At 72.5% G+C, this 13,075-nt stretch carries 11 protein-coding genes; 3 read left to right on the forward strand and 8 right to left on the reverse strand.

Annotated elements, in window-relative coordinates; all coding sequences use genetic code 11:
- Positions 1–53: 53 nt before the first annotated feature.
- From hutI to hutH, 5 genes are read right to left on the reverse strand one after another with little or no spacing between them, the layout of a single operon-like run.
- Entirely contained in the window at positions 54–1,220 is a 1,167-nt protein-coding gene (hutI, locus tag SACXIDRAFT_RS02270; protein ID WP_006236842.1) for an imidazolonepropionase, read from the reverse strand.
- The gene (locus tag SACXIDRAFT_RS02275) at positions 1,217–2,545 is read right to left on the reverse strand and encodes a formimidoylglutamate deiminase (protein WP_006236843.1); all 1,329 of its coding nucleotides are present in this window, start codon (positions 2,543–2,545) and stop codon (positions 1,217–1,219) included. Before SACXIDRAFT_RS02275 ends, hutI begins: the two co-directional genes overlap by 4 nt.
- Positions 2,539–3,747: an allantoate amidohydrolase gene (locus tag SACXIDRAFT_RS02280; RefSeq protein WP_006236844.1), complete on the reverse strand. Its 1,209-nt coding sequence runs from the start codon at positions 3,745–3,747 to the stop codon at positions 2,539–2,541. The genes SACXIDRAFT_RS02275 and SACXIDRAFT_RS02280 overlap by 7 nt, the downstream gene beginning before the upstream one ends.
- Positions 3,744–5,435 carry a urocanate hydratase gene (gene hutU / locus SACXIDRAFT_RS02285; RefSeq protein WP_006236845.1) on the reverse strand — a complete coding sequence of 564 codons (1,692 nt, stop codon included), beginning with the start codon at positions 5,433–5,435 and terminating at the stop codon, positions 3,744–3,746. The genes SACXIDRAFT_RS02280 and hutU overlap by 4 nt, the downstream gene beginning before the upstream one ends.
- Positions 5,432–6,967: a histidine ammonia-lyase gene (hutH, locus tag SACXIDRAFT_RS02290; protein WP_006236846.1), complete on the reverse strand. Its 1,536-nt coding sequence runs from the start codon at positions 6,965–6,967 to the stop codon at positions 5,432–5,434. Before hutH ends, hutU begins: the two co-directional genes overlap by 4 nt.
- 86 nt (positions 6,968–7,053) lie before the next feature.
- On the opposite strand from hutH, the gene SACXIDRAFT_RS02295 reads away from it, so the two are divergent.
- Together SACXIDRAFT_RS02295 and SACXIDRAFT_RS02300 are read left to right on the forward strand one after the other, a co-directional pair.
- Positions 7,054–7,839: an IclR family transcriptional regulator gene (locus tag SACXIDRAFT_RS02295; protein WP_006236847.1), complete on the forward strand. Its 786-nt coding sequence runs from the start codon at positions 7,054–7,056 to the stop codon at positions 7,837–7,839.
- 139 nt (positions 7,840–7,978) lie between these two features.
- Positions 7,979–9,226: an NAD(P)/FAD-dependent oxidoreductase gene (locus SACXIDRAFT_RS02300; protein ID WP_006236848.1), complete on the forward strand. Its 1,248-nt coding sequence runs from the start codon at positions 7,979–7,981 to the stop codon at positions 9,224–9,226.
- A 140-nt stretch (positions 9,227–9,366) separates the two neighbouring features.
- Here the strand turns inward: SACXIDRAFT_RS02300 and SACXIDRAFT_RS02305 are convergent, their stop codons facing one another.
- Entirely contained in the window at positions 9,367–10,038 is a 672-nt protein-coding gene (locus tag SACXIDRAFT_RS02305) for a hypothetical protein (protein WP_006236849.1), read from the reverse strand.
- Positions 10,039–10,186: 148 nt separating this feature from the next.
- On the opposite strand from SACXIDRAFT_RS02305, the gene SACXIDRAFT_RS02310 reads away from it, so the two are divergent.
- The gene (locus tag SACXIDRAFT_RS02310; protein WP_006236850.1) at positions 10,187–10,987 is read left to right on the forward strand and encodes an aminotransferase class IV family protein; all 801 of its coding nucleotides are present in this window, start codon (positions 10,187–10,189) and stop codon (positions 10,985–10,987) included.
- A 136-nt stretch (positions 10,988–11,123) separates the two neighbouring features.
- Here SACXIDRAFT_RS02310 and SACXIDRAFT_RS02315 read toward each other — a convergent pair whose 3' ends face one another.
- Together SACXIDRAFT_RS02315 and SACXIDRAFT_RS02320 are read right to left on the reverse strand one after the other, a co-directional pair.
- Positions 11,124–11,588, reverse strand: a complete 465-nt coding sequence (locus tag SACXIDRAFT_RS02315; protein ID WP_232285229.1) for an SRPBCC family protein — start codon at positions 11,586–11,588, stop codon at positions 11,124–11,126.
- Positions 11,589–11,672: 84 nt separating this feature from the next.
- Positions 11,673–13,040: an MFS transporter gene (locus SACXIDRAFT_RS02320; RefSeq protein WP_006236852.1), complete on the reverse strand. Its 1,368-nt coding sequence runs from the start codon at positions 13,038–13,040 to the stop codon at positions 11,673–11,675.
- Between the last annotated feature and the right edge of the window lie 35 nt (positions 13,041–13,075).

A 13,075-nucleotide genomic window follows, 5' to 3' on the forward strand; every position in this document is an offset into this window, starting at 1 on the left:
CGACACGCGTGCAGGAAGTGCGGACGCACGTGCAGGAAGTGCGGACACGCCCGTCAGCGGGCTCGGCTGCCTTCTCGCCACACGGCGTGCGTCAGCGGGACCCCCGGGCGGTAGGCGAGGTGGGCGGCCGACGGCGCGTCGAGCACGTGCACGTCGGCGCGCGCGCCGGGGCGCAGCACGCCGACGGCTCCCTCGCCCGACTCCCTGCGCAGTGCCCGCGCTCCGCCCCAGGTCGCGGCGCGCACGGCCTCCTCGACGGTCATCCTCATCTGCAACACGGCGGTGGCGACGCAGAACGCCATGGACGTCGTGTACGACGAGCCGGGATTGCAGTTGGAGGCCAGCGCCACGGTCGCGCCCGCGTCGAGCAGTGCGCGGGCGTCCGGCAACGGCTGGCGCGTCGAGAGGTCGCAGGCCGGCAGGAGCGTCGCCACGGTCTCGGAGTTCGCCAGTGCGTCCACATCGGAACCGGTGAGATACGTGCAGTGGTCCACACTGGCCGCGCCGTGCTCCACCGCGACCCGCACACCCGGTCCTGCACCGAGCTGGTTGCCGTGGACCCGCAGTCCGAGTCCTGCCTTCGCGGCGGCGGTGAGCACCGCGCTCGCCGCGTCGGCGTCGAACGCGCCACGCTCGCAGAACACGTCCGCCCAGCGCACGTGGGGTGCCACCGCGTCGAGCATTTCGCCGCACACGAGGGCGACGTAGTCGTCGGTGTCCCAGCCGGGTGGAACCACATGGGCGCCGAGGAAGGTCACCTCGTCCACGAACCCGGCCGCGAGGCGCGCGGCTCTCGTCTCCTCGGCCACGGTGAGGCCGTAGCCGGTCTTGGTTTCGAGGCAGGTCGTTCCCTGGTTCACGGCCTCCTCGGTGAGGCGCCGCAGGGTGGCGGCGAGCGCGTCGTCCGACGCGGCGCGCGTGGTCTCCACGGTCACGGCGATACCGCCCGCGTCGTAGGGGCGACCGGCGAGGCGCGCGGCGAACTCGGCGGACCGGTCGCCCGCGAAGACCAGGTGGGTGTGGCTGTCCACCCAGCCGGGCAGCGCAGCGCGTCCTTCGACGTCGATGCGCTCGTCCGCGTCGGGCGCGCGCGTCGCGGGGCCGACCCACTCCACGCGACGGCCCGACAGCACCAGCGCCGCGTCGGTGATCGTGCCGAGGTGCTCGTCGTTCGTCGTCAACTCGCCGATCCCGGTGATCAGTGTCGATGTCGTCGTCATGCCCACAGCCGTTCGATCTCCCGTGCCAGCAGTGCTCCCACGTCGCCGAGGGTGGTGTGCCGTCCCTCCGACGCCACGACACGACCGGCGACGACCACCGCGGCCACGTCGGCTGCCGAGGCCACCAGCGGCACCTGCTCCGGTGCCGCACCGGCCGTCCTCGGTGTGTCGTCACGTACGGCCACCAGGTCGGCGGGCGCTCCCGGTGCGATCACTCCGGCTTCAGGCCACCCGAGCGTGGCGTGTCCCGCCGCCGTGGCTGTCTTCAGCAGCTCGGCAGGTGTGAACCGGCCACGGCGGCCGGAGCGCAGTCGTTCGCCGTACTCCAGTGCCCTGGCCTCGCCCAGCGGGTCCACCACGGCGTGCTGATCGCTGCCGAGGCAGAGTGAACAACCCGCGTCGGCGAGCTCGCGCATCGGCCCGAGGCCGTCGGCGAGGTCGGCCTCGGTGGTCGGGCAGGCACACACCGCCGTGCCGCTTCCGCCGAGCAGCGCCACGTCGCCCGCACTGAGGTGGGTGGCGTGGACGGCCGTGGTGCGCGCCGACAGCACCCCGGTCTCGTGCAGCAACTCCACCGGGGTGCGCCCGTAGGCGGCGTGGCACGCGGCGTTCTCGGCGGGTTGCTCGGAGACGTGGACGTGCAGGGGACGGCCCGGCAGCGCGGCGGCCACCTCGGGCAGGTCAGGCGCGGCGACGGCACGCACCGAGTGCACTGCGGCACCGACGCGGGTGGTGGCGTCGGTGCCGTCGCGATCAAGGGCCTCGACCCGCTCCCGCCACCGCGCCACATCACCGTCACCGAACCTGCGCTGAACCCCGTCGAGGGGCTCGCCGATGCCGCCCGTGAGGTAGCACGTGTCCAGGATGGTCAGGCGTAGCCCCGCCTCGGCCGCGGCCTGCCGCAGCGCCTCGCCCATCGCGTTCGGGTCGGCGTAGCGGCGGCCGTCCTGCGCGTGGTGCAGGTAGTGGAACTCTCCGACGCAGGAGATCCCGGCCACCACCATCTCGGCGTAGACGGCTCTGGCGAGCCGGAAGTAGGAGTCGGGGTCGAGCCGCTCCGCCACCCGGTACATCGTGTCGCGCCAGGTCCAGAACGTGCCGCCCGCCGCGTCGCCACCGTGGGTGCGGCCTCGCAGCGCCCGGTGGAACGCATGGGAATGCGCGTTGGCGAACCCGGGCAGCACCACGCCGGGCAGGCGGTGTGATCCCGGTTCGGGACGCGCGCGTTCCACGGCGGTGATCGTGCCGTCGCCGCCCACCCTCACGAGCACGCGAGAGGTGAGTCCCTCGGGCAGCCACGCGTGTTCGCACCAGTAGCTCAGCACGGTACCCCCGCGAGGTGGGCGAGGACGCGGGCGAGGGCGGCGGCCCCGGCCTCGCAGTCGTCCGCCTCGGCGTGCTCGGCCGGGGCGTGGCTGACTCCGGTGGGGTTGCGCACGAACAGCATCGCGGTGGGCACGTGGTGCGCGAGCACGCCCGCGTCGTGTCCCGCGCCCGTCGCCAGCGCGGGCGCCCCGCCGAGCACACCGGCCAGCTCGTCGCGCAACGCGCTGTCGAAGGTGACCGTGCCGGTGTACGACTCCTCGCGCACGGCGACGGTGCAGCCCTCGGCCTCGGCCGCCTCGCGCGCCGCTTCGGTGATCTCGGCGACGACGTGCCGGGTCTCGCCGTCCCCGCTCGCGCGAGCGTCGAGCCAGACGTCCACAGTGGACGGGATGACGTTCGTGCCGCCCGGTGTGGGCACCAGCCTGCCCACGGTGGCTCGCGCACCGGGAACCGACGCGGCGGCGCGGCGCGCGGCCAGCACGAGCGACGCGGCAGGCAGCATCGGGTCCCTGCGGTCGGCCAGCGCCGTGGCCCCGGCGTGGTTTCCCTCGCCGGAGAAGCTCAGCCGCCAGCGACCGTGCGCGAGGATCGAACTCGCGAGGCCCACGGGCCTGCCCAGGTCCACGAGACCCCGGCCCTGCTCCACGTGCAGCTCGACGAAACAACCGATGCGGCCCAGCGTCTCGGGGTCGGGTCCGAGGTGCTCGGGAGCCACTCCCCGGGCCCTGACGGCCTCGGCGAGCGTGACGCCGTCGGTGTCGCGAAGGGTGCGCGCCGTGTCCGTGTCGAGTGTGCCGGCGAGCAGCCGCGAACCGAGGCAGGGCACGCCGAACCGCCCGCCCTCCTCCTCCGCGAACACCGCGACGGCGAGCGGGCGCGACCGCGTGAACCCCTCGGCGCGCAGCAGGTCCACGGCGGCGAGCGCCGAGGCCACGCCGAGTGGGCCGTCGAAGGCACCACCGCCGGGCACCGAGTCGAGATGGCTTCCCGTCACCACCGCGTCCGGGCCCGGCTCGCCCCACCACGCCCACAGGTTGCCGTTGCGGTCGGTGTGCACGTCGAGGCCCCTCGCGGTGGCCTCGGCGGTGAACCACTCGCGCAGTTCCGCCTCGGCGCGATCGAAACCGTGCCGCGAGTAGCCGCCCCTGCGGTCGGTGCCCACGCCTGCGATGGCATCGAGCAACGAGGTCGCGCCGCTCATGCCGACGCTCCCGGACGCGGCGTGACCCCTGTGCCGGTGCCGGTGTCGCGCATGGGGACACGCAGTCCGCGCTCGTCCGCCACCTCGACCGCTCGCTCGTACCCGGCGTCAGCGTGGCGCAGCACGCCCATGGCGGGGTCGTTGGTGAGCACGCGCTCGATCTTGCGGGCCGCCAGATCCGTGCCGTCGGCCACGGTGACCTGCCCCGCGTGCACGGAGCGGCCCATGCCCACTCCTCCGCCGTGGTGGATCGACACCCACGTGGCGCCCGACGCGGTGTTGACCAGCGCGTTGAGCAGCGGCCAGTCGGCGATCGCGTCGGAGCCGTCGGCCATGCCCTCGGTCTCCCGGTACGGCGAGGCCACGGAACCGCAGTCGAGGTGGTCGCGCCCGATCACGACGGGGGCGGCGAGTTCGCCGCTCGCCACCATCTCGTTGAACCGGGCGCCCGCGAGTTCCCGCTCGCCGTAGCCGAGCCAGCAGATGCGCGCGGGCAATCCCTGGAACGCCACGCGCTCGCCCGCGAGGCGGATCCAGCGGGCAAGGCGGTCGTCACCGCCGAAGAGGTCCAGCACGGCGCGGTCGGTGGCGGCGATGTCGGACGCCTCCCCCGACAGCGCGGCCCAGCGGAACGGGCCCTTGCCCTCGCAGAACAGCGGCCTGATGTACGCGGGAACGAACCCGGGGTAGTCGAACGCGCGCTCGCAGCCGCCGAGTTTCGCCTCGCCGCGCAGGGAGTTGCCGTAGTCGAACACCTCGGCACCCGCGTCGAGGAAGCCCACCATCGCGTCAACGTGCTCGGCCATCGACTCGCGGGCGCGGTCGGTGAACTCGTCGGGCTTGGCGGCGGCGTAGTCGCCCCAGTCCTCCACGGCGACGCCCTTCGGCAAGTACGACAGCGGGTCGTGGGCCGAGGTCTGGTCCGTGACGACGTCGATCTCGACGCCCCGGCGCAGCAGCTCGGGCAGCACCTCGGCCGCGTTGCCGATGACGGCGACCGACAGTGCCCTGCCCTCCCGCTTCGCCTGCTCGACCGTCCTGATCGCACTGTCCACATCGGTGGCCACCTCGTCGAGGTAGCGCGTGGCCACCCTGCGGTGTGCTCGTTCGGCGTCGCACTCCACCACGAGCGCGACGCCTTCGTTCATGGTGACGGCCAGCGGCTGAGCCCCACCCATCCCGCCGAGCCCTGCGGTGACGGTGAGGGTGCCGCGCAGCGAGCCGCCGAACCGCTTGGCCGCCACGGCGGCGAACGTCTCGTACGTGCCCTGGAGGATGCCCTGCGTTCCAATGTAGATCCACGACCCCGCGGTCATCTGCCCGTACATCGTTAGCCCGAGCGCGTCGAGGCGCCGGAACTCAGGCCAGCTCGCCCAGTCCGGCACGAGGTTCGAGTTGGCGATCAGCACCCTCGGCGCCCACTCGTGGGTGCGCAGCACACCCACCGGCCGTCCCGACTGCACGAGGAGTGTCTCGTCGTCGTGCAGGTCGGCGAGTTCGGCGGTGATGGCGTGGAAACTCGGCCAGTCGCGGGCCGCCTTGCCGGTTCCGCCGTAGACGACGAGGTCGCCGGGCCGTTCCGCGACCTCGGGGTCGAGGTTGTTGTGCAGCATGCGCAGCGGCGCCTCGGTGGCCCACGACCGCGCGGTGAGCGCGGTGCCGCGAGCCGCTCGGACGGGTGCGTTCATGATTCCTCCCCACAGTTCTCGGCAGCGCGCAGTGCGGTGCCGGATCGGACCAGGTCGATGGCGGCGGTGATCTCGGGAGCGAGGTGGCGATCGGGGCCGGGGCCCGGCACGTGCTCGCGCAGCACGGCGAGGGCCGCCGCCGTGGCGGGGGCGGGGGCCAGCGGTGTGCGCAAATCGAGAGCGCGGGCCGCGGTCAGCAGTTCCACGGCGAGCACGGTGGTCAATCCCTCGACGGCCCTGCGGAGCTTGCGGGCCGAGGCCCAGCCCATCGAGACGTGGTCCTCCTGCATGGCGCTGGTAGGGATCGAGTCAACGGAGGCTGGCACCGCGAGACGTTTCAGCTCGGACACCACCGACGCCTGCGTGTAGTGGGCGATCATGTGGCCGGAATCGACGCCGGGGTCGGCTGCGAGGAACGGCGGCAACCCCTGCGAGCGCGCGACATCGAGCAGGCGGTCGGTGCGCCGCTCGGCCATGCTCGCCACGTCCGCCACGGCGATGGCGAGAAAGTCGAGCACGTAGGCCAGCGGCGCGCCGTGGAAGTTGCCGCTCGACTCCACGCGCCCGTCGGCGAGCACGACGGGGTTGTCCACCACGGCGACGAGTTCTCTGTCTGCGACGGCCTCGGCGTGGGCCACCGTGTCACGTGCCGCGCCGTGCACCTGCGGGGCGCAGCGCAGTGAGTAGGCGTCCTGCACCCGCGTGCAGTCGGGGCCACGGTGGCTTGCGACGATGCCGGACGACGCGAGGAACCGCCGCATGCGCGCCGCCGAGACGGCCTGGCCGGGGTGCGGGCGGAGTTCCTGGAGGTCGGCGGCGAACGCCCTGTCCGTGCCGAGCAGGCTCTCCACGCTCATCGCCGCGGTCAGGTCTGCGGTGTCGAGGAGGCGGCGCAGGTCGGCGAGAGCCAGCACGAGCATGCCGAGCATGCCGTCGGTGCCGTTGATGAGGGCGAGCCCTTCCTTCTCCGCCAGCTCCACGGGTTCGACGCCCGCGTCGGCCAGCGCCTCGGCCGCGGCGCGCACGCTGCCCGTGGCGTCCCTGACCTCGCCCTCTCCCATGAGCGCGAGCGCGACGGAGGCCAGCGGCGCGAGATCACCGGAGCAGCCGAGCGAGCCGTATTCGCGCACCACGGGCGTGATCCCGGCGTTGAGCAGGCTGGCCATGGCCAGCACCGTCGCAGGCCGCACACCGGTGTGGCCGCTCGCGAGGGTGCGCAGCCGCAGCAACGTCAGCGCACGCACCACCTCCCGCTCCACCTCAGGACCGGCACCGGCGGCATGCGACCGCACCAGCGAACGCTGGAGCTGCGCGCGCCGGTCCTCCGGGATGTACTTCACGGCCAGCGCCCCGAAGCCGGTGGACACGCCGTAGACAGCGCGTTCGGACGCGGCGAGCGCGTCGATGTGGGTCCTCGCCGTGGTGGTGGCCTTCACCGCCTCCGGCGCCACCTCGACGGGTGCGCCCTCGCGGGCGACGGCGACGACCTGCTCACGCGACAGTGGCGTGAGTCCGATGGGAACAGCTCGCATACCCCCATCTCACCTCGCGCAGGGCTCGCGAGCGAGACCTCGGCGGGCGACACTGTCTCGGATACCAGACAGCTGGGAGGTGCGGGATGGGCCGGAGCAGTGACGTGCCCGCGTTGCGGCGCGGGCTCGCGGTTCTGCGGCTGCTGGCCGCGAAGGCTGAGCCGGTGACGGCGGCCTCGGTGGCTCGCGAGCTGGGATTGCCGCGCTCGACGACGTACCACCTGCTGTCCGAACTGGTGGCGGCCGGATTCGCGACCCACCTTCCCGACCAGCGCCGGTACGGGCTCGGCGTGGCGGCGTTCGAGGTCGGTTCGGCGTATCTGCGCCACGACCCGCTGGAGGCGCTGGCCCGGCCACTGCTGCGCGAGTTGACCGCCCGCGTCGAGCTGACCGCTCACCTCGGGGTGCTGCACGGCGCCGAGACGCTGTATCTGGTGCGGGAACAGCCGAAATGGCCGCTCGGGCTGGTGACCGAGATCGGCGTGCGGCTGCCTGCGCACCTGCCCGCGTCGGGGAGGGCGATCCTCGCGCATCTGCCGTCGCCGCAGGTGCGGGCGCTGTTCCCCAGAGCGGGGAGCTTCGTGCGCCGGACCGGCAGGGGGCCTTCCGACCTGCCGGGGCTGCGCCGCCTTCTCGCCGCGCAGCGCCGGAGGGGCTGGGCCGTCGAGGACGGCTACGTCACCGAGGGGTTCGCCTCGGTCGCCGCGCCGGTGTTCGGCCCCACCGGCACCCCGATCGCGGCTGTCAGCGTGACGTTCCGGCACGAGTGCGACAGGGAACGGGAGTGCGGGCAGGACTGGCCGGAGCAGGCGGCCGAGGTGCGGGCCTCGGCCGCCGAACTCACGGCGAGAGTCGGCGGGCACGCCGCCTGACCCGCCACCCGCCTCGGTGACGACTCGGCCGGGCCGTCCACGCCACGGCGGCGCGATCATCACCTGCCCGGCGGGTAACGGGCGCTCGCGGTGGGTATCCGTCCCACCACCGGCACCCGGCACGAAGGCGGCGAGAGGCATGGGGACAGAGGGGAAAGACGGGAAAGACACCGTCGTGATCGTCGGCGCGGGACTCGCGGGCGCGAAGGCCGCCGAGGCACTGCGTGAGGAGGGGTTCACCGGGTCCATCGTGCTGATCGGGGCCGAGGGCGAGCCGCCGTACGAGCGTCCGCCGCTGTCGAAGGATTACCTGCTCGGCAACGCGGACAGGGCGAGCACCGCCGTCCACGACCCCGGCTGGTACACCGGCAACGACGTCGAGTTGCTCCTCGGAACGGCGGCGGTGGACATCCACCGCGACACCCGCGACGTCGAACTGGCCGACGGGCGGCGCGTCCGGTACACGCACCTGCTGCTCACCACGGGCGCGAGCCCCCGGCGGCTGTCGGTTCCCGGCGCTGAGCTGGACGGTGTGCACTACCTGCGCGAGCTGGGCGATTCGGAACGCCTTCGCGACGCGTTACGCGCGGGTGGTCCGGTGGCCGTCGTCGGCGCGGGCTGGATCGGTCTCGAAGTGGCGGCGGCGGCCCGGCAGTACGGCTGCGACGTCACGGTGGTGGAGCCGCAGGACGCTCCGCTGCTGGCCACGCTGGGACCGGAACTGGGCGGCTACTTCGCCGACGTCCATCGGCGCCACGGCGTCAGGATTCTCACCGGGTGCCGCCCGAACGCCCTGATCGGCTCCGGCAGGGTCGTGGGTATCTCCACCGACGCGGGCGAGGAGATCGAGGCAGGCACGGTGGTGGTCGGCATCGGCGTGAAACCCAACACCGCACTCGCCCGTGGCGGTGGTCTCACCGTGGACAACGGGATCGTCGTGGACGAGTACCTGCGCACGGCCGATCCCACGATCGCCGCCGCCGGTGATGTCGCCTCCGCCTTCCACCCCTTCTACGAAAGGCACGTGCGCGTCGAGCACTGGGCAGGCGCCTTGAACGCGGGCCCTGCCGCAGCGCGATCGCTGATCGGCCGAGGGCGTCCCTACGACGAATTGCCCTTCTTCTACACCGACCAGTACGACATCGGCATGGAGTTCATCGGGCTGCTCGAACCAGGCCGACCGTACACAGTGGTCACCAGGGGCGCGCGGGAGGACGACGCCTTCCACGCGTTCTGGCTCGCCGACGATCAGGTCGTGGCCGGCCTGCACGTCAACATGTGGGACGACGGCATCGAACCGGCCAAACAACTCATCCGCAGCAGGGCTGCCGTGGACCCCGCGCGCCTGGCCGACCCGTCGGTTCCGCTCGGCGCCGTGGCACGGTAAGGGAACCCGCCACGCCCGATCCCGGTGGCTCCGGGCCGGGATGCTGGACGACGTCGTTGCTGCACGACACGTGTCGCCGAACGCGTGCCGATAGGGACTCGTCTGCCGGTCGAACGATCCGGGGGCGGCCCGACTCCGCACTACGGACGCGGCAGCTCCGCCGCGACGTCGGCGACGCCGTCGAGGAAGCCTGGATGCGGGTTGCCGCGCACGGGCTCGGTTTCCGCGATCACCACGAGGCTTCCCGACCGGCGGGAGTCGTAGTACCTTCCGGTCCAGCGGATCGTCCCGGCTCCGACGATCGCGCCGGGCAACGGCGTGATGTTGCCCGTTCCGTCCACATCGGCCAGTCCTCGCAACTCCCGCGCGGCGGCCGTCCCGCGCATCCGCACCCAGGACACCGAGACGACGATGCGATTGCCGTGGCCGTCGCCGAGGAGGAACAGCATCCTCCGCAGCGAATGGCAGGGAGTTCTGGTGAGGAATCGCTGCACCTGCCCGTAGGAGTGGAGGGCGCAGCCGCCCGCCCTGTCGAGTTTCTCGTCGATCCGTTCGAGGTCCAGCCGCTTCCACGTCGTGTTGCGGTGTCCCTTCGCCGCTGATCGCTTGCCCTTGGCGAGTTTGGTGCGCACCACCTGGCTCAATGACGACTGCATCGACGCCACACCGCTGCCGCCCGAGACTCCGGTGACCCCGGTGACTCCAGCAGGGCCGTACGCCACGGTGATCGCCAGTGTCGTCGAGGCCACCAGAGCGCCCGAGCGCTTCGTCCAGCGTCCCCGGGAATCCCGTGGTTGCGTCTCGTAACCCATGAGCGCCTTTCCCCCTTCGCCGCTGCGCCACGGGGCTGATCATGGGACAGCGCGGGCGCGGGCGTGCGGACTTCACCCGGCATCACCGGAACGGGGGACGCGAGTCCGGCTTGACCTTGCCACCGATGTCAGGCCCTACGGTCGCGCCATGACTTTCTTCGCCGTCCACCGCAACGGCCGCCCCGCCACGGCCGACGATCTCGCACCGCTGGCGTTCGCCGGCCACGCCCACTTCACGGCCATGCAGGTTCGCGACGGCCGCGTGCGCGGGCTCGACCTGCACCTGCGGCGACTGCGCGACGCGTCGCTGACGCTGTTCGGGCAGGCGCTTCCCGACGAGCAGGTGCGCTCCTACCTCCGCGCGGCGCTGGAGTCCGGTCCCGCCGACGTGTCGCTGACCGCGACCGTGTCGTCGCCGGTCGGCGAGTTCACGGCGGAGGCGGCACCCGGTCTCGACGTGCTCGTGCGCACGGGGCCCGCGGCCTCACCGCCCGAAGGTCCGCTCACGCTCATGCCCGTCGAGCACGAACGCTTCCTTCCCGAGGTCAAGCACGTCGGCGAAGTGGCGAAGACGCACCTGCTCCGCGGGGCGAAGGAACGCGGGTTCGACGACGCCGTCTTCACCGACCGCAAGGGCAGGCTCAGTGAGGCCACGATCTGGAACCTGGCGTTCCTCGACGGCGACACGGTGGTATGGCCGTCGGCCGACGTGCTCGCCGGTGTCACGATGGGCATCGTGCGCAGGCACCTCGACGGGCTCGGTGTGAACCAGCGGGTCCGGGAGGTCACACTCGCCGACGTCGCCGGGTTCGCCGGTGCCGTCGTGCTGAACTCGTGGACTCCCGGCGTGCCCGTGAGCCGGATCGACACGGTGGAGCTGCCCAGCTCGTCCACGCTGGCCGGGATGCTGCACGACGCCTACGCCGCCGAGTCGCCGACCGCACTCTGACGGCCCTGCGCGTCAGCGGCTCGTCACGTCAGCGGCGGCTCGGCGCAGCCCAGCGCGATCCAGTGCGGTAGCTCCGTGTGACGGCTCGGTGGGACTCAAGCGAGACTCAGTGAGACTCGGCGGGGATCTGCGGGGATCAGCGTGGTCGGGCCTGCCGCTCGCAGTGGGACTTCAACGAGTGCGCCTCGGTGTCCACAAAGCGCCGGATCGTGCGCGCGGCGACCCTGGCCAGCGGTGACAGTGCTCCCTCGACGGTGAAGTCGAAGCCTGCGAGGGTGCCGGAGCCGTCCGCGCGGAGCCGGTGGCCCGCGGTGAGGCGCAGTCCGGGTGCCGTGCTGGTCCAGGTGAAGGACCGGGACGGCACCAGCTCCGTCACCGTCCACACGCGAGACGGCTGTCCCGGCTGACGCAACTCCACTCTGCCGCCGACGCGCAGCGGCCCGTCGTCGCACTTGCGGGCCGCGAGGACGGTGGGTGTCCAGTCCGGCCAGTTCCCCACCGCGCTGAGCACCCTCCACACCTCCTCCACGTCCGCGTCGATCGCCACCGTCGTCTCGTAACGCATCTCGGCCTCCGGGTCCGGCTGATCACAGCGTGGCACGGACCCCAGCGTCGAGAACACCGCCGCGCGGCCACGGTCCCGGCCTGTGATGGCCGTGCCCGCCGTCGTGGAGGTGCTTGCGAGCTATCCGGCGTTCGCCTCGGTAGTCGCCCGCTCCGGCCCCCGCAGCATGACGAGGGTGAGCACACATCCCAGCACCGCCAGTCCCGCCGCGACGGCGAAGGACACCCGCAGTCCCGTCGTGCCGCCGATGACCCCGGCGAGGGCGAGCAGCGCCGAGACGCCGATGCCCGACCCCACCCGCTGCGCCGTGTTGACCACGCCGGCCGCCACTCCCCTGTCAGCCTCGGCGACGGCGTTGACCGCGGGCGCGGTGACGCCGACGAACGCGGCAGGCAGGCCGATCCCGAAGAGCAGGGCGGCGGGGAGCACGTCGGCGAAATAGGTCGTGTCCTCGGGAAGCCGCGCCAGCCACACCATCGCCGCGGCCTGCGCGGCCAGCCCCGCCGCGAGCGTGCCCGCGTGCCCCCAAGCCTTGACCACGGCGGGGATCACGGTCCTGGACGCCGTGACGTTGACCAGCGCCACCGGAAGCACCGCGAGCCCCGCCTCGGTCGGCCCGTAGTCCTGGCTTCCCTGCAAATACAGCGCGAGCAGCGCGAACACGGGGACGTGGGCCGCGCCCACGAGGACGTTGACCACCGTTGACCCGGTCAGCGCGCGGACCCGGAACAGGCGCAGGGGCATCAGCGGCTCGACGTTCCTGCGCTGGAGCGCGACGAACACGGCCAGCAGCACCACGGCGAGCGCCACCAGCAGCCACGCGGTCGGCGCCCGTCCCGGAACCGCGAACTCGCCGATGGCGTAGCCCGCGAGGAGCAGCCCTGCCGTGCCGGTGATCGCACCGGCGATGTCGAGCCGCACGGCCCGCACCGGTGGGTCCGCCGACAGCACCGGCGAGGACAACGCCAGCGCGACGACCCCGACGGGAATGTTGATCAAAAAGATCGACGGCCAGCCGAGGAACTCGGTCAGCGGTCCTCCCGCCGCCGTGCCGAGCGCCGCGCCTGCCGCTCCCATGGCACTCCAGATGCCGAACGCCTTCCGGTTGTCCTCCGGGTCCGGGTAGGTGCGCGCGATGAGGGCGAGCTGCGCCGGGATCACCACGGCCGCGCCGATTCCCTGCGCCGCTCGCGCGGCCACGAGAAACCACGCCGTCTGCGCGAATCCCGCCGCGGCCGAGGCGATGGTGAAGAGAAGCAGGCCGGCCACGAAGGCCCGCCGGGCGCCGAACACGTCGGCCGCTCTGCCTCCGATCAACAGGAAACCGCCGAAGGCCAGCAGGTAGGCGTTGACGACCCAGCCGAGGCCCGCCTCGGTGAGTCCGAGGTCTGCGCCGATCGACGGGAGCGCCACGTTGATCACCGTCGTGTCGAGGAACACCACAAGCTCGACCACGGCGAGCAGCCAGATCACTCCAGCATTCAGCATGGACCAATCCCTTTCATTAGAGTTGAACTATAGTG

The organism is Saccharomonospora xinjiangensis XJ-54 (assembly GCF_000258175.1).
Classification (GTDB): Bacteria; Actinomycetota; Actinomycetes; order Mycobacteriales; family Pseudonocardiaceae; genus Saccharomonospora; species Saccharomonospora xinjiangensis.